Origin of the sequence: Rhizobium sp. BK098, from assembly GCF_014193155.1 — a bacterium.
Lineage (GTDB): Bacteria > Pseudomonadota > Alphaproteobacteria > Rhizobiales > Rhizobiaceae > Rhizobium.
The window spans coordinates 141,396-158,392 of record NZ_JACHYY010000007.1 but is presented as its reverse complement, the minus strand read 5'-3'; the positions used below and the strand labels follow the sequence as shown (position 1 = coordinate 158,392).

Below are 16,997 nucleotides of genomic sequence, written 5' to 3'. Positions count from 1 at the left end.
CCTATAGTAATTTGAGCAGAACCTTGCCGGTCTTGCCGGGCGCCAGCGATGATTTCACAGCTTCCGAGATCTCGGTGATGTCGTAGGCTGCCTCCACGGGCAGCTTGACTTCGCCTGAGGCGACGCGTGTGATGAGTTCGCTGATCAGCCGCCGCCGCTCTTCCGCCGGCATGGCTGCGCTGATCTTGATGCCCCAGAAGCCCTTGATCGTGAGCTGTTTGAAGATGACGGCCCTCGAGGCGATCTGCATCGGCTTGCCGGCAGCAGTGCCGAAGGAAACCAGCAGGCCGCTTTCGCCCAGCAGGTCTGCCAGGTCGTTGCTCGCAACACCACCGACGGAATCGACTGCGGCACGGATCGGCGCGTCGCCGATCATGGCGCGCACCTTCGCCTTCCAATCTGGCGCCGCGGTCGAGACAGCATTGCCGATACCGAATGCAGATAGCTCATCGATGCCGCCGTCTCGCCGAACGAGATTGATCATGTGTATGCCGCGGCTATGTGCCAGCATGGCAAGCGTCTTGCCGACAGCACCATTCGCCGCGTTCTGGATGATCCAGTCGCCGCGCTCGACATTGAGGAATTCCAAAAGCGAGATAGCGCTGAACGGCATGGCGATCAGCTGCGCTGCGGCCTCGTCGGAGATCACGTCAGGCACCGGAACAAGGCTTGCTGCCGGCGCCGTGAATTGCTCTGCCCAAGTGCCATGGACACCGGCCGCGACGACGCGCTTGCCGATCAGCGCCTTATCGACGTCAGGCCCGACGGCATCGACAAAGCCGACCGCCTCGCTGCCGCCAATGGCAGGCAAAACCGGCTTGTAGCCATAGGCGCCGCGCACGGTCCAAAGGTCATGATTGTGGATGGGGGAGAGAATGGTGCGAATGCGCACGTCTCCGGCGGCAGGCTCTGGCAGCGGCATGTCGGCCAAATAAAGGACCGAAGCCGGATCGCCAAAGACATCGTGGATGGCACTGCGCATTGTATTTTCCTTGTGTGTTGACATGCTGGTCCTGCTTTGGATCAAAGGCCGCCGGGTGCCAAAAGGGCTTGCTCAGTGGCAAGCATGGCCTGGTCGAGCGGTGTCTTGTCTTTTCCTAGCTTCGCCAGGATTGCCGCCCCGAGCCATAGGCTATAGAGCGAACGAGCCGTCTTTTCCGGGATGCAGGATGGCGAAATCGAACCGTCCTCGCGTCCCTCGGTGATTGTGTTGGTGATGCGGCGAATGAGGTCCTCGACACCGCCGAGCAGGATCACGCGCATATTGTCCGAGAGATCGGAGATCTCGGCGGCAAGCTTCACGACCAGGCACCGGTCGGCGAGGCTGGCCGTATTGCCGTCGGAAAGCCAGGCATTCCAATAGAGCATCAACCGCTGGCGGCCATTGCCTTTCCAGCCGAAGAGCGCGTCGAGTCGCTCCGCGTAGTCGGAGCAATATTGCTTCAGCAGGGCGCAGCCGAAGGCCTCTTTGGATGCGAAATAGTAATAGAATGAGCCTTTCGGTACGGCGCTCTGCTCGAGCAGCTCCTTCAGGCCCACGCCTCCGAAACCCTTGCGCAGCACCAGTTCCCGCCCGATTGCGAGAATATGGCTGCGAGTCAGCTCCGATTTCTTCTTCGTCATCATGAGCGGTCCGTAACAAATAATCGACCGGTCGTCTATAAACTCGATGTTGTTCGCAGTCAGATCAGCGCGAGGGCCGCAAGCGAGAGGATCAAAGTCGGAAACATCACGAGGGCGCCGATCCTCAGAAAGGCCAGCGCTCCCATATGCAGCCCTTCGCGGCGAAGGGCGGCAAGCCAGAGGATCGTGGCAAGCGAGCCGGTAACGGAGAGGTTGGGGCCGAGATCGACGCCGATCAGCACGGCGCCGGCAATGGAATCAGGGACATGGGCTGCCTGCACGGCGCTGCCGGCGAAAAGACCGGTCGGCAAATTGTTGACCAGATTAGAGACGATCGCAACCGAAAGCCCGGCAGCGCCGACTGCCTGTGTCTGCGACTGAGCCGCCAGCAACGCCAGCTTTTCAGACAGGAGGGCGGTGAGCCCGGTGTGGTTGACCGCCTCGACGATCACGAAAAGGCCCGCAACCAGAGGGATTACGCTCCAGCTGATGCCGCGAACCGTCTCCAGCGGATTTTGCCGGGTAAGGGCGAGAACGATGACGGTTGTGAGGAGACCCGCGACAAATGTCGGGATGCCGAGATCGACATTCATGGCCGACGCCACGATCAGAATGAGGGCGGTGACTATCAGCCCCCATCCTGCCAGCCTGGCGCTATGGGAAAGGGCGGGTTGGCCAACCTCGCGGGCGATCGTGTCTTCCGCCAGTGCATGGCGCTGCGTCCAGTAGAGGCAGGCGAAGGTGACGATGATCGACACGATGGATGGCAGCAGGAAGGTCTGCATCCAGCGCGACAGGGACGGCATCTCGCCGCCGGCGAAGATCACCAGATTGGCCGGATTGGAGATCGGCAGCACGAAGCTAGCGGCATTGGCGATGAAGGCGCAGACCAGCAGATATGGCATGGGGTCCTTCACCCGCGCCGCACGGCAGGCTGCGTAGACGGCCGGCGTGAGCACGACGGCGGTGGCGTCGTTCGACAGAAAGACCGTTACGACTACGCCGACGACATAGACGAGCACGAACAGCCTGCGGGGAGAGCCCTTGGCATGCGACGTGGCGATCGCCGCCACCCAGTCGAAGAGCCCTTCGCGCCGTGCGAGCTCCGACAAAAGCATCATGCCAATCAGGAAGAGATAGACATCGAAACCTTTGGATATGCCTGTCCATACCTCGGCTGGACCGATGAGCCGAAGCGCAACGAGAAGCGCTGCGCCGAGAACCGCCCAGATCGCTTCTGGCCACCGGAACGGACGCGTGACGACACCGAGGGCGGTCAGGCCGGCGATGCTCCAGGTGATTGCAGATTCCGTCATTCAACTCATCTTGGATTTGGGTCGGAGCGGCTATGTAGCATCACCGCGGAGCGGCGCAAACCGTAACCGCGCTATATTCGAAGAGAACCCAGCAAGAAAGGCCACTCCGAGGGAGCGTTATGCCTTCTTCGCCGTATCCGCTTTCCCAACAATATCGTCATGCGATTTGTCGGCTCGCTCGACAAGGACGGAGCATTCCGCATGGCGGATGACGTATTCGACCGTCGAGCCGAATATGCGATCGATGATATCGGACGTATGCGTTGCGAGGATAATCAGATCGGCCTTCTTCTCCTTGGCGATGGTCAGCAGCGTCGTCGATGCCGTGCCCATGCGCACATCGATGGTCGCGGTAATGCCGAGACGCCTGCACAAGGCATTGAGCTTTTCCTCGGCTTCCGTGATCGTTGAGACAGCCCATTCGTCCGGGCTTTCCCGCCCCGAAAGGAAGCGCTCGATAACGTGAGCGACCGTCAATTCGCCGTCCGGAGACAGAAGTGCGTGGGATGTGCGCAACAGGCGCTCGGCGCGTTCGCGTGAGCCGAGCCCAATAGCGCAAATGATATTGTTATACATTGCATTCTCCCAAAACGCCCTGGCCGCAGTCGTTCTTGGCGTCACTGGCATCTGTCCGGTTAAACTTGCGGCGAATACGGGCGAGCATACGAATATTCAGCACATCGATAATGGCGGGATTCGTCAAGTCTCGCCGTTGCCATGATGCAAACCAAACCATGCATATCTGCTCGCTCCGTCGCCGTGTGGCGTCGGTTTATCCCGCCTTGCCCGGAAGCAGCTGCGTCATTCTGACAACTGGACTCGATCATTCCATTCATTATACATATATTGTATGCATGCAATTTACTAATTGATTGCATTCACTTGAGAGACTGAATCAGGAGTAATGTCATGGATATTGACTATCCCCCGCTGAGCCCATTGCAGACTGGTCTCCGGTGCCGCTGCCCGCGCTGCGGCCAGGGGCGCATGTTCAATGGATTTCTGACCCTGCGCAAACGATGCGAGGCGTGTGGGCTTGACTATTCCTTTGCCGATCCGGCCGACGGCCCGGCATTTTTCGTTATCTGTTTCGCCTGTATCCCGAGCGTTCTTCTCGGCGTCTGGCTGGAGGTGGCCTTCTCCGCTCCGGTTTGGGTGCAGTTTCTGTTGACTGGCCCCTTCATGCTGGCGACCTGCATCCCACCTCTACGCCCGCTGAAGGGCTGGCTTGTCGCCAGTCAGTACTTTTATAAGGCCGAGGAAGGTAAGCTCGTCCGCCTGCCGGCAACCGAGACGCCGCACTCAGCGAGCTAAGTCTGTGGGCCTCATCTCGAATTGATGACCGTTTCGAGGCGGTGCTCCTCATAGTAGTGTCAATTAGCCTGGAAATATCCGAAATGTGGGATTGGTTCCCTATAGTCTTCATCCTGTTTAAGGTTCTCGTCCTAGGCACGGGCATGTTCTTCGCCATCAAGTGGCATCACGATCAAGGGAAGCAGAAATAACGAGCGGACCGCAAGCGCCCGCCGAACGCACCCTTGACGCCTCGGATCAAAGCGAAATTCTCGGCTCTCGATGCCGGATATCGACCCCTCGGCATCGCAGTGCCTATGCCGCACTGCACATTTCGCCAAATAAGTCACTCTTCAAGTCAAAAAAGTATCAGTCGAGCGTACAAGGCGTAGTAGCGGCAGGCGCTTATGAGAGGTAGGTTTACCACATAGAAGACGTGCTGGCCTCTGGGAGGAGGCGCCGCAACCGTTGCAATACGGACGGATGGAAAGGAGGCTTGCCGATGAACCCCGATTTGGAAGTGGTCGCGATCGGGAGCGGAGAATCCTTCAAGGCGTGGGAACACGGTTATCCCTACCGCACGGTTCGCTGGCATTTCCATCCCGAATATGAAATCCATCACGTCGTCGCGACGACGGGCCAATATTTCATCGGCGACTTCATCGGTGAGTTCGAGCCGGGTAACCTGGTGCTGACGGGACCGAACCTGCCGCATAACTGGGTGAGCGACGTTCCAGTTGGCGTCACATTACCGCTGCGCTGCCGCGTGCTGCAATTTTCCGAATCCTTCTTTGCCGATGCCAGTAAAGTCTTTCCGGAGCTGTCGGCCTGCGCAGGTATTCTTGAAACGAGCCGCCGCGGTGCGCTCTTCACGCCTGAGACGGCTGTCATCGTAGGCCCGATCCTTGGCGAACTGGTCGAGGCATCAGGCATCCGCCGCATCGAACTCTTTATGAATATTCTCGACGCCATGAGCCGCGCTGAAGGCACGCGCACGCTTGCCAGCGCCGGCTATCAGCCGGACCCATCCGGCTTCATGTCGGCGGGTGTCAACCAGGCGCTGGCTTACATCAATGCGCATCTGACCGAGCCGTTCAGCGAGTGCGATCTGGCCGAATTGACCGGCCAGAGCCCGAGCGCCTTTTCGCGCAGCTTTCGTCGCCATACCGGCATGGCGCTCGTGCAATATGTCAATCGGCTACGCATCAACTTCGCCTGCCATCTCTTGATGAGCAAAGCTGACATGACGATCACCGACATCTGCTTTGCGGCTGGCTTCAATAATATTTCGAATTTCAATCGGCGTTTTCTGGATCAGAAGGGCATGGCGCCCTCCCGGTTCAGATCGCTCTTGGCACAGCACGCACGCGCGGTGGAGGCCGCCTAACAAAAGGGAGGACAGGGAGGAGAGACAAAATTCAGGGCAAGCGAACGGGCAGGCACCTTTGCCGTCCGAAGGAGAAGGCTTGTCCGAAATTACCGCTGCGTCGGCCCGATGGCCGTTGTTTGCGGACAACCAAACAAGAGCATCGCGTGCGGACAGCCGCGATGATCGAGGGAAACCATTACCATATGGAACGGAGAAATTCCAATGAACCATTTCGCACTGAAAATCGCCGGCGCAGCCGTGCTTGCCGCCGGTCTTCTGGCCGGCACCGCCGTCTTTGCGCAATCCGCCAAGGTCACGGACGCGACCGTCGCCTTCCTGATGCCCGACCAGAGCTCCACGCGCTATGAAGAGCACGATTTCCCCGGCTTCCAGGCTGAGATGAAGAAGCTCTGCGCCGGCTGCAAGGTCATCTACCAGAATGCCAATGGCGATGCTTCGCGTCAGCAGCAGCAGTTCAATTCGGCAATTTCGCAAGGTGCGAAGGCCATCGTGCTCGATCCGGTCGATTCCACTGCCGCGGCTTCCTTGGTGAAGCTCGCGCAAAGCCAGGGTGTGAAGGTCATCGCCTACGACCGCCCGATCCCGTCGGCCGCTGCCGACTATTATGTCTCCTTCAACAATGAAGAGATCGGCAAGATGATTGCCAAATCGCTGGTCGATCATCTGAAGGCGAAGGGCGTGAAGGCTGGCGATGGCGGCCTTCTCGAGATCAACGGCTCGCCCACCGATGCTGCCGCGGGCCTGATCAAGAAGGGCATCCATGCCGGTCTGGCCGACGGCGGCTATCCGGTGCTTGCGGAGTTCGACACGCCGGAATGGGCGCCGCCGAAAGCACAGCAATGGGCAAGCGGCCAGATCACTCGCTTCGGTAAGAAGATCCTCGGTGTCGTCGCCGCCAATGACGGCACAGGTGGTGCCGCTGTCGCCGCCTTCAAGGCCGCCGGCTTCGATCCTGTTCCGCCGGTCACCGGCAACGACGCGACCATCGCCGGCCTGCAGCTCATCATTTCCGGCGATCAGTATAATACGATCTCCAAGCCGAGCGAGATCGTAGCTGCCGCCGCCGCCAATGTCGCGATCGAACTGCTCTCGGGCGGGACGCCGAAGGCCGACACGAAGCTCTTCGACACGCCGACCAAGCTCTTCACGCCGGCCCTGGTCACGCAAGAAAACCTGAAGGCTGAGATCATCGACAAAACCGTCAACGGCAAACCGATCCAGACACCGGACCAGCTCTGCAACGACCGTTATGCCGATGGCTGCAAGAAGCTCGGTATCGGCAGCTAAGGCTGCTCCTCCCAGTCTCCGGCCGCTTCGACGGCCGGAGGCAAAACGCATCCGATTGCATTTCAACCCGAGAAGGTGGCTGGTCATGAGTGACGCTTCCGATCATAGAGCCCCGTCCGGCGAGCTTGTGCTCAGCCTCAAGGGGGTCTCCAAACATTTCGGCGCCGTCTCGGCACTGACGGATATCAACCTCGATGTGCACGCCGGCGAAGTCGTGGCGCTTGTCGGCGACAATGGCGCGGGCAAATCGACGCTCGTCAAGGTTCTTGCCGGCGTGCATCAACCGAGTGCAGGCACGATCACATTCCGTGGCAAGCAGGTGACCCTCAGCGATCCCGCAACGGCGCTCGATCTCGGTATCGCCACGGTCTTTCAGGACCTGGCGCTTTGCGAGAACCTCGATGTCGTCGCCAACATTTTCCTCGGTCGGGAACTGAGCCCGCTGAAGCTCGATGAAACCGCCATGGAGGTTCGCGCCTGGACACTGCTCAATGAGCTCGCAGCGCGCATTCCGAGCGTGCGCATCCCGATCGCATCGCTTTCCGGCGGCCAGCGGCAAACGGTGGCGATCGCGCGTTCGCTGCTGCTCGAGCCGAAACTCATCATGCTCGACGAGCCGACCGCAGCGCTGGGCGTCGCACAAACCGCCGAAGTGCTGAACCTCATCGAGCGCGTCCGCGACAAGGGCCTCGGCGTCATCATGATCAGCCACAATATGGAGGATGTGCGCGCCGTTGCCGACCGTATCGTCGTGCTGCGCCTCGGCCGCAACAACGGGATTTTCTATCCCGATACGTCAAACCATGAACTCGTCAGCGCCATTACCGGAGCCACGGAAAACGCCGTGTCGCGACGGGCAGGGCGACGTCAGGCCCAACAGGAACTCAGAGAAGGGGGCCAGCCATGAGCGAGAATGGCAAGCAATCCACCCTGCTGCTCGACCGCAGCGACGTCCGCGTCAACCATGATACCGGGCTTGCGGCCACGATCCGCTCCTCCATCGACAAGGTGCGCTCCGGCGATCTCGGATCGTTGCCCGTTGTCGTGGGCCTCGTCATCATCTGGACGGTGTTCGGCACGCTCAACCCGACTTTCCTTTCGAGCAACAACCTTGCCAACCTGCTGTTCGACGCCTCGACGGTCGGCATCATCTCGCTCGGCATCGTCTGCGTGCTGATGGTCGGCGAGATCGATCTTTCGGTGGGGTCGATCAGCGGCTTCGCCTCGGCCATGGTCGGCATGCTCTGGGTGAATGAGGGCTGGCCGGTGGCCTTGGCGATCGCGGCCGCGCTCGTCGTCGGCGGCGTGATCGGCGCCATCTATGCCGTGCTGTTCAACCGGCTGGGCATGCCGAGTTTCGTTGCCACATTGGCAGGCCTTCTCGCTGTACTCGGCATGCAACTCTATCTGCTCGGCGCCACCGGCTCGATCAATCTGCCCTATGGCTCGGCGATCGTGAATTTCGGCCAGCTTCTGGTGATCCCCCGTCCGCTTGCCTATGTCTTCGCGCTCATTCCGGGTGCGGTCCTGCTGTTGACCGGCTTGGGCACTGTGCGGCGGCGCAAGCAGGCGAACCTCTCCGCGCCCTCCGTCGGCGGCCTGTTGGCGAAGGCGGCCGTCATTACCGTGGCCTTGGAATTCGTCGCCTTCTATCTCAATCAGGATCGTGGCATTCCCTGGATGTTTGCCCTGTTCGTGGTGCTCGCCATCGTCATGAATTATGCGCTGACACGCACGCAATGGGGCCGGTCGATGTCCGCCGTCGGCGGCAATCGCGAAGCGGCGCGGCGCGCCGGCATCAATGTACGCAGGATCTATACCAGCGCCTTCGTGCTTTGTGCCATGTTCGCAGCCCTTGGCGGTGTGCTCGCGGCAGCGCGCCTGGCCTCAGCCAGCCAGCAGGCGGGCACCGGCGACGTCAATCTGAATGCGATCGCGGCGGCTGTCATCGGCGGCACCAGCCTCTTCGGCGGCCGCGGCAGCGCCTATTCGGCACTGCTCGGCATCGTCGTCATCCAGTCGATCGCCAGCGGCCTCACCATGCTCGATCTGTCGTCGGCGCTTCGCTACATGATTACAGGCGCAGTTCTTGCCATTGCCGTCATCGTCGACTCGCTCGCCCGTCGTTCCCGCGCCTCGCATGGGCGCGGCTGATTTCTTCAAGAAGGTAAGGATTGTTATGAGACAGGATTTTGCCGGCAAGGTTGCCGCCATCACCGGGGCTGCGTCCGGAATTGGCCTGGAATGCGCCAGATCGCTATTGAACGAGGGCGCCAGCGTCGCCCTCGTCGACCGGGCCGAAGATAGCCTGAAAAGCCTTTGCGCCGAACTGGGGCCGAACGCCTTTCCCGTCGTCGTCGATCTCTTAAACCCCGAGAGCGTGGCGACGATGATGCCGCAGATTCTCGGCAAGTTCGGCAAGCTCGATATCTTCCATGCCAATGCCGGCGCCTATATCGGCGGCGAGGTCGCGGAAGGCGATCCCGATGCCTGGGACCGGATGCTGGATCTGAATATCAACGCGGCCTTCCGTTCGGTCCGCATGGTGCTGCCGCACATGATCGAGCGCAAGACGGGCGATATTATCATGACCAGTTCGATCGCCGGCTTGGTGCCGGTGGTATGGGAGCCGATCTATACGGCATCCAAGCATGCCGTTCAGGCCTTCACGCATACGGTACGGCGTCAGGTCGCCAAGCACGGCATCCGCGTCGGCGCCGTGGCGCCGGGACCGGTGGTGACGGCGCTGATCAGCGACTGGCCACAGGCTAAACTGGACGAAGCGATTGCCGCAGGCGGCCTGATGGAGGCGACCGAAGTGGCGGAGGCGGTGGTCTTCATGCTATCGAGACCGCGTAACATCGTAATCCGGGATCTGGTGATCCTGCCCTTGAGTACGGATCTCTGATGACGGCACCTTATTTCATCGGCATCGATGTGGGCACGGGCAGTGCCCGGGCCGGCGTTTTCAATGCACATGGTCATCTGCTGGCTGCGGCCAAGCGGCCGATCACCATCTGGCACGGGGCCGGCAGCATTGTTGAGCAGTCAAGCGAGCAGATATGGAAGGCTGTTTGCGACAGCGTCAAAGAGGCTGTCGCCATGGCAAAGATAGCGGCCGGTGATGTCTCAGGCATCGGCTTCGATGCAACCTGCTCGCTGGTCGCGGTCAGGGCAGATGGTCGACCCGTGGCTATGGGTCCATCGGGCGACGCCAATCGCAACATCATCGTCTGGATGGATCATCGCGCGGCCGGCGAGGCGGCGGAGATCAATGCCGGAAAACATGCCGTGCTGCGCTACGTCGGCGGCCGCATCTCGCCGGAGATGGAGACGCCGAAGCTGCTTTGGTTGAAGCGCAATCTGCCGCAATCCTTCGCCGCAGCGAATCATTTCTTCGATCTCGCCGATTATCTGACCTGGCGCGCGACGGGTTCGCTGCAGAGATCGGTCTGCACGGTGACGTGCAAGTGGACCTATCTGGCCCACGAAAAGCGCTGGGACGCGCAATATTTCAAGGATATCGGCCTTGGTGAGCTGGCCGATGAAGGCTTTGTGCGGATCGGCACCGAGATCGTCGAGCCGGGTACGGCGCTTGGCGAGGGCTTGAACGAAAGCGCCGCCCGCGATCTTGGCCTTGTCGTTGGTACGCCGGTCGGCGCATCGCTCATCGATGCCCATGCCGGCGGTGTCGGCACGCTTGGCGGGCAGGGACCGGATGGTAGAGCCGATGTCAGGAACAGGCTCGCCTATATCTTCGGCACATCCGCCTGCTCGATGGCATCGAGCGAAGCGGCCATCTTCGTCGATGGCGTTTGGGGACCCTATTATTCGGCCATGGTGCCCGGCCTCTGGCTGACCGAAGGCGGTCAATCCGCTGCCGGTGCCGCGATCGATCATCTCGTTACCATGCATCCGGCATTCGGCGAGGCGCGTCAGAAGGCCGAGGCGGAGGGCTTGTCGCTGGTCGCCTGGCTTGATCGACAGGCTATGCAGACGAGCGGCAACGCGTCCGACGCCGTGAAGCTCGCGCAATCCATTCAGGTCGTCCCCGAATTTCTCGGCAACCGCTCACCCTATGCCGATCCCGATGCGCGCGCCATCATCTCCGGCCTCGGGCTGGAAACCGGCATCGACGATCTCATCGCTCTGTACATCGCCGGCCTCTGCGGTATCGGCTATGGCCTCAAGCAATTGCTCGAAAAGCTGGCGAAGGACGGCATCGCCTGCGATCTGATCATCGCCAGCGGTGGTGCTGCCCAGAGCGGATTGGTGCGTCAGCTTCTCGCGGATACGACCGGCAGACCTGTCGCCGTCGCCGATACGGAGGAGCCGGTGCTTCTCGGTGCGGCCATGCTCGGCGCTACGGCTGACGGGCATTGCGGCTCGCTCTTGGAAGCCATGACAACCATGTCGCGACTGGCGAAGAAGTTCGAGCCGGCGGGCGGTGCCGTCAAGGCGTTGCATGCACGGCGTTACGAAGCTTTCGAACTGCTGCAATCGGCAGATCGGAGCATCCGGGCCTTGATGGCGTCGTAAGTCCGGCGAGAAACGACATTTATTGCTCCAATTCATAAGTCTATACGCGGATGGCCCCCTACCGCTTTGTCAATTGCGGGCTAAATTGCCCTCATGCAGCCGAGCCGTCACGGCTCATCGCAGGAAAGGATGGTCATCATGGATATCACGAGGAACGGTGCGCAGCCCTCCGGCAAAGGCCCTTCGGACTGGTTCACCGGTACAGTCCGCATCGACCCGGTCTTTGCGGCTAATGATGCGCGGCGAGCCGCAGCCAGCAGCGTCACGTTTGAACCCGGCGCAAGAACTGCGTGGCATACCCACCCGCGCGGCCAGACCTTGATTGTCACCGCGGGCCTGGGTCTCGCTCAGCGCGAAGGCGGCTCGGTCGAGGAGATCCGCCCCGGGGATATCGTCTGGTTCGAGCCGGGCGAGAAGCACTGGCACGGCGCTTCGCCGACGACAGCCATGACCCATATCGCCATCCACGAACACCTCGACGGTAAGGTGGTGGATTGGCTGGAGCATGTGACGGACGAGCAATATCACGCAAGGTAAAGGTCCAACCCCGCAGTCGGAGCAACACCGAGCGGATCGCTCGCGAGCACCTAACGCTTGCCATGGCTTGGCCATAAGTCAGCCGCACGAGGTCAGTATAGACGGAACCCCGCCGCTTCCACGGCGTCGGCCTAACGATCGAATGCCCCGCGACGCAACTGACCTCGCGATGGCAGCAACATGGATGGGGAAATATCATGCTTCGGCTTGTGATTGGCGCGGCTCTCGCGCTGGCAATGCTCACATGGTCCAATGCGCAATGCATGCAGATGCCAAAAGGTTTTTCCCTGTTGTCGAGCAGCGTATTTGCGGCCGATTGAACTTATCACCATCCTTCGATGTCGCCATCGCGGCGGTGCTGGCCGTAGGCAGATAAGCGTTCGGTTGCATCGCCGCGTAGTGTCGATGTACAGGCACGAATCGAGGATATCCAATGACCTCTGCTGAACGTCCTATGCCGAGCGAAGCCGGCATCTTGCAGTTCATGGAAATCTGCGATTCCTTCTATCCGCCGGATGCGGTAACGGCCTCCATCGCACAGCAGCGTCAATGGTATGACGCACTCTGCGCTCGTTTCGATCGCCCTTTACCGGAGGGCATGCAGACGACGGATGGCTTCGTATCCGGAACGATACCCGTCAGGCGTTACAAGCCTGCCAATATCCGCACGGCAACGAAGCTCCTCTATCTCCATGGCGGCGGTTTCGTCGTTGGCTCGCTTGAAAGCCATCATGCCATCTGCGCCGAGATTGCCGATCATGCCGGCGCTGAACTGATCTCCGTCGATTATCGGTTGGCGCCGGAATATCGCTGGCCGGCCCAAACGGATGATTGCTTCAGTGTTCTCAAGCAAATGTTGGCCGAGAAGAAGTCGGTCGTGCTGATCGGCGACAGTGCCGGCGGCAATCTCGCGGCAGGGCTGGCGGTGCGGGCGCAAGCCGAGGGGCTTTCGGGCATTGTCGGCCAGATCTTGATCTATCCCGCACTCGGCGGCGATCTCGTCTCCGGCTCCTATGAAGAAATGGCGGAGGCACCGGGCCTGACAACGGCCGATGTCGCCTATTACCGCACTGTTCTGCAGGCGCCGGAAGGCGATCCGGTCGCAGGGCCGCTCGCCCTATCGTCAATGGCTGGCCTTCCTCCCGCTTTCATTACCGTGGCTCATTATGATCCGTTGCGCGACGACGGCCGCAATTATGCGGCGCGTCTGGCGCAGGCGGGCGTCGAGGTGTGGTTCCGCGAGGAGCCGCAGATGGTGCATGCCTGGCTGCGGGCACGGCATATGAGCGAAGGCGCGCAGGCCGGCTTTGCCGCTATATGCGCGGCGGCAAGCCGGTTTGCGGGCTCCCGCTGACCTACATCAGGTCGCGGGCGACGCGCTTCTCTTCGAAGATCTTCCTGAAGATTTCGGTTTCACCCTCATAGGCGACGACCGAGGCGCTGATCACCCAGTCCTTTGCCGTACAGGAAATGGACGATGTCGCGACCGTGCGGACGAACCAACCGGGGCGGCTCATGTCGCACGTCCATGTCGAGATACCCGTCATCGACAGCGGGTCATCCGGTGCGATCGACCAGGTCTCCTCGCGCAATTGCCGCGTCGAAAGGCCGGTGCCGGGATGTTCGGAAAGGCCGGTATCCTCATGGATTTCATAGCGGGTGACGCCGGCTGAGAGATCGCGCACCACCTGCCGCTTCGTCGAACCAGGCACATGTTCGATATACTTCGGCAGCGGATCGGGATTGTCGGGCTGCTTGATGTCGATGATCTCATGCGCACCGAGCTTGGGCAAAGCAAGGCCGATGGAGGCGATGTCGATCGTCAACCCCGGATCTTCCGGTGGCGGCAGCACCATCGGCCAATAGGCTGTCGACAGCGACAGGCGGATACGGTGGCCCTTGCGGAAACGATAGCCGCAGGCATCGAGCGTTACGGTCACCCTGACCTGCTGCCCCTTGTTCAGAGGCTCCGGCGCGGCATTGCCATCGCGATGAGCGAGGTTGAGCACGCCAAAGGAAACGCGCGTTGCCGTGCCGTCCGGATGGATGTCGACGAGCCTCGCGCAGAGGTTGGCGGTTTCGGCGTCGCACCGCAGCGTCAGGGTGACGACCGGGCGGCCAAGATAATCGTGGTCCTCGATCAGTGGCGCTGTCTGTAAGGTCAGCGACCCGGCATCGTCGGCGCGTTGATCGATTGCCAGTTCCGCGTCCGGCTTCAGGGTGAACCATTCGCCCGAAGCCGTGCCAGTATCGAGCGGCGAACGCAGATAGACGGGATGTTCCGGCGCATGCGGGATCGGCATGCCTTCCATCAGCGTACCGAACTGCTCGACATAGAAACACTGCATCTCCGGCTGCTGCCATTCTTGCTTCGCGATCCAGAAACCCGGGTCGAAGTCGCGGCGTTTGGCGGGCTTTATGGCGTCAAGAATATAGGCGCGCACCGATGGCACGGCCTCGACGCCGTCGGGTTCGCCGCGCAGCCAGTGGTTCCACCAGGCGATAGCCTCTCCGTGGAAATCGACCCGCGGCTTTGGCCAGGCGAAATGCGGATACTTGTGAACCCACGGGCCGATCAGCGCCTTCGCCTTATCGCCCAGCCCTTCGACGGCCAGCAGCGGCGTATTGCGATAGCCGTCAGCCCAGCCGGCGATGACGATGGCGGGAATATCGAAGCCGGCGAAGTCTTCGCAGATGGACCCATGCCGCCAGAAATCGTCACGACGCTGATGCTGGAGCCATTCCTCCATGAAGAAGGGTTCCTGCTCGAGGCGCTGCAGCCACATATCGCGCCAGTCGTCACCGACGATAGCCGGATCTGGCGAGCGCGATTGATAGCCGAGCATTGTCGCCGCCCAGGAAAGCTGGGCGGAGAGGTGGCAGCCGTTCTTGTAGTGGATGTCGTCATTATAGCGGTCGACCGTGGAGGCGATCGAAATCACCGCCTTCAGCGCCGGGGGCTTCAAGGCCGCCACCTGCAGGCAGTTGAAGCCGCCCCACGAAATGCCCATCATGCCGACCGAGCCATTCGACCAGGGTTGTGCTGCGATCCACGCGATCAACTCGCAGGCATTGGCGAGCTCCAGCTCGGTATATTCGCCATCGATGACGCCGCTGGACTCTCCGGAGCCTCTGATGTCGACACGCACGCCGGCAATGCCGGCTGCGGCGAAGACAGGGTAGGTGGATTCATCACGCGGGCTCGTTCCATCGCGCTTGCGGTAGGGCAGGAATTCGAAGACCGCCGGCACGGGATCGCTCTCCGCTCCGTCAGGCATCCAGATACGCGCGGCGAGCCGCGTGCCGTCCTTCAAGGTGATCCACTGATTCTCGATGGTGGTGAAGCTGCGCTCAGCCATGATCATATATCCCGAGGAGTTTTAGGCATTAAACCATACACGGCTGCCGATGTAGCCGTTGGACATATCATTGCCGATGTCGTCGACATATCCCTTCAGCGTTTTCGAAGAGGCCATGATGTAGTCGTTGAAGACGGGCAGGATCAGACCGCCATCGTCTCGTACCATCAGCGCCAACTGTCGATAAAGCACCTTGCGTTTGGCTTCATCGAGTTCGGCCCTGGCCTCCAACACCAGCTTGTCGAAGTCCGGACGCTTGAAACGCGTGTCGTTCCATTCCGCGGTCGAGAGATAGGAGGTCGAGTAGCGCGAATCCTGAGTCGGGCGGCCACCCCAGAAGGAGGCGCAGAAAGGCTTGTTGTTCCAGACGTTGGTCCAGTATCCGTCTTCCGGTTCGCGCTTGACGTCGATCGTGATCCCGGCCTTGCGCGCACTTTGCTGGAACAGGATCGCCGCATCGACAGCGCCCAGAAAGGCTGCATCGGAGGTTAGCAGCTGAATGGGGCGATCAAGACCCGATTTCTTGAAGTGGAAGGCGGCCTTGTCTGGATCATATGGCCGCTGCTCGATATCGGTCGGCGCAAGCGCGTAGTTGGAATTGACCGGATAGTCGTTGCCGATCGTACCGTAGCCGCCCAGAACCTTGTCGAGGATCGACTGGCGGTCGATGGCATATTTCAGCGCGAGACGAAGATCGGCGTTGTCGAAGGGCGCCGTGTCGCAATGCATCAGGAAGCAGTAGAAGCCCTTGCCGGCGTTGCGGAGAATGTCGACGGTCGGTGCCCGCTGCAGCATCGGGACGGTCTTCGGGTCGACATTGTTGACGAAATGAACCTGGCTGGAGGCAAGTGCTGCAATGCGGGCGGTGTTGTCGTTGATGACGAGGATTTCAACGCTGTCGACAAAGCCTCGGTCGGAGCGCCAATCTTTCGGGTTCTTCTCGAAGGTGGCGCGAACGCCCGGCTCAAAGCTTTTCAGAATATAAGGGCCGGTGCCGATGGCCGCCGCCGGCTTGTCGACGCCACCCTTCGGCTGGATAATCAGGTGATAGTCGGTGAGAAGGAGAGGTAAGTCCGCATTGCCTTCACTTAGCGTCAGGACAAGGTCGCCCGCTTTTTCTTCGATGCCGGTGATGGAGGCCATGAGCCCGAGAGCGCCCGACTGCGAATTCTTGTCCGCGTGTCGCTTCAGGGTCGCGACGATATCAGCAACGGACATCCTGGTGCCGTCGTGAAATTGCGCATCGTTCCTGATCTTGAAGGTCCAGACGGACGCATCAGCCGATGGTGTCCAGGACGTTGCCAGCGACGGCAGGGGTGCGCCGGTCTTGGGATCGGATTCCACGAGCGTATCGCCCCAGAGGCGGCCAATGACGAACAAGACGGAGGCGCTATAGGTCGCCGGATCGAGCGCATCGCTGGTGGCGCCGCCCTTGAGGCCGAGCTTCAGATGGCCACCACGCTTTGCTTCCTGCGCGCGGGCATCGCGCGGCATCAGGAGGCCGGAGGCAAGGGCAGGCAAAACGCCTAACGCTGCGGCACCCCCAAGGAAATGGCGGCGGCCGATTTTCAGCGGCGAAGATTGATCCTTTTCATGCGTCATGACAGTTCCCTCGTTTTGCATTTTGTAGGTGGGAACGTAGAGGCCGGGCTG

Annotated in this window: 16 protein-coding genes; 9 read left to right on the top strand and 7 right to left on the bottom strand. The window is 60.8% G+C overall.

Annotated features, from left to right (window positions below):
• Position 1: 1 nt before the first annotated feature.
• The 5 genes from FHT73_RS19115 to FHT73_RS19095 form a co-directional block, all read right to left on the bottom strand.
• Entirely contained in the window at positions 2–982 is a 981-nt protein-coding gene (locus FHT73_RS19115; RefSeq protein ID WP_183713906.1) for a zinc-binding dehydrogenase, read from the bottom strand.
• Between the two features lie 41 nt (positions 983–1,023).
• Positions 1,024–1,623, bottom strand: coding sequence for a TetR/AcrR family transcriptional regulator (locus FHT73_RS19110; protein WP_246712164.1), 600 nt, complete (start codon positions 1,621–1,623; stop codon positions 1,024–1,026).
• Positions 1,624–1,682: 59 nt separating this feature from the next.
• Positions 1,683–2,939 (bottom strand): arsenic transporter, encoded by a 1,257-nt coding sequence (locus tag FHT73_RS19105; RefSeq protein WP_183713904.1) that lies wholly within the window; start codon positions 2,937–2,939, stop codon positions 1,683–1,685.
• 117 nt (positions 2,940–3,056) lie between these two features.
• The gene (locus FHT73_RS19100; protein WP_112398546.1) at positions 3,057–3,515 is read right to left on the bottom strand and encodes a universal stress protein; all 459 of its coding nucleotides are present in this window, start codon (positions 3,513–3,515) and stop codon (positions 3,057–3,059) included.
• Complete coding sequence (locus FHT73_RS19095; protein ID WP_162707997.1) at positions 3,508–3,675, bottom strand: hypothetical protein; 168 nt, start codon at positions 3,673–3,675, stop codon at positions 3,508–3,510. The genes FHT73_RS19100 and FHT73_RS19095 overlap by 8 nt, the downstream gene beginning before the upstream one ends.
• 173 nt (positions 3,676–3,848) lie before the next feature.
• Between FHT73_RS19095 and FHT73_RS19090 the strand changes: the two genes are divergently transcribed.
• The 9 genes from FHT73_RS19090 (at position 3,849) to FHT73_RS19050 (ending at position 13,339) form a co-directional block, all read left to right on the top strand.
• On the top strand, positions 3,849–4,253 hold the full coding sequence (locus FHT73_RS19090; protein ID WP_183713901.1) for a DUF983 domain-containing protein: 405 nt from the start codon (positions 3,849–3,851) through the stop codon (positions 4,251–4,253).
• Between the two features lie 481 nt (positions 4,254–4,734).
• The gene (locus FHT73_RS19085) at positions 4,735–5,619 is read left to right on the top strand and encodes an AraC family transcriptional regulator (RefSeq protein WP_015342945.1); all 885 of its coding nucleotides are present in this window, start codon (positions 4,735–4,737) and stop codon (positions 5,617–5,619) included.
• A gap of 204 nt (positions 5,620–5,823) precedes the next feature.
• Complete coding sequence (locus FHT73_RS19080; RefSeq protein WP_112603738.1) at positions 5,824–6,909, top strand: sugar ABC transporter substrate-binding protein; 1,086 nt, start codon at positions 5,824–5,826, stop codon at positions 6,907–6,909.
• An 85-nt stretch (positions 6,910–6,994) separates the two neighbouring features.
• A complete protein-coding gene (locus tag FHT73_RS19075) occupies positions 6,995–7,816 on the top strand; it encodes an ATP-binding cassette domain-containing protein (protein WP_112603736.1) in 822 nt (273 codons plus the stop codon).
• A complete protein-coding gene (locus tag FHT73_RS19070; RefSeq protein WP_112603734.1) occupies positions 7,813–9,063 on the top strand; it encodes a sugar ABC transporter permease in 1,251 nt (416 codons plus the stop codon). Before FHT73_RS19075 ends, FHT73_RS19070 begins: the two co-directional genes overlap by 4 nt.
• A 25-nt stretch (positions 9,064–9,088) precedes the next feature.
• A complete protein-coding gene (locus tag FHT73_RS19065; protein WP_112398570.1) occupies positions 9,089–9,817 on the top strand; it encodes an SDR family oxidoreductase in 729 nt (242 codons plus the stop codon).
• Positions 9,817–11,448, top strand: a complete 1,632-nt coding sequence (locus FHT73_RS19060) for an FGGY-family carbohydrate kinase (RefSeq protein WP_112603732.1) — start codon at positions 9,817–9,819, stop codon at positions 11,446–11,448. Before FHT73_RS19065 ends, FHT73_RS19060 begins: the two co-directional genes overlap by 1 nt.
• A gap of 138 nt (positions 11,449–11,586) precedes the next feature.
• Positions 11,587–11,985 carry a cupin domain-containing protein gene (locus FHT73_RS19055; RefSeq protein WP_112415131.1) on the top strand — a complete coding sequence of 133 codons (399 nt, stop codon included), beginning with the start codon at positions 11,587–11,589 and terminating at the stop codon, positions 11,983–11,985.
• A gap of 433 nt (positions 11,986–12,418) precedes the next feature.
• Positions 12,419–13,339, top strand: coding sequence for an alpha/beta hydrolase (locus FHT73_RS19050; RefSeq protein ID WP_112603730.1), 921 nt, complete (start codon positions 12,419–12,421; stop codon positions 13,337–13,339).
• Position 13,340: 1 nt separating this feature from the next.
• Here FHT73_RS19050 and FHT73_RS19045 read toward each other — a convergent pair whose 3' ends face one another.
• Positions 13,341–15,344: a CocE/NonD family hydrolase gene (locus tag FHT73_RS19045; protein ID WP_183713898.1), complete on the bottom strand. Its 2,004-nt coding sequence runs from the start codon at positions 15,342–15,344 to the stop codon at positions 13,341–13,343.
• A gap of 21 nt (positions 15,345–15,365) precedes the next feature.
• Entirely contained in the window at positions 15,366–16,946 is a 1,581-nt protein-coding gene (locus FHT73_RS19040) for an ABC transporter substrate-binding protein (RefSeq protein WP_183713895.1), read from the bottom strand.
• Positions 16,947–16,997 lie beyond the last annotated feature (51 nt).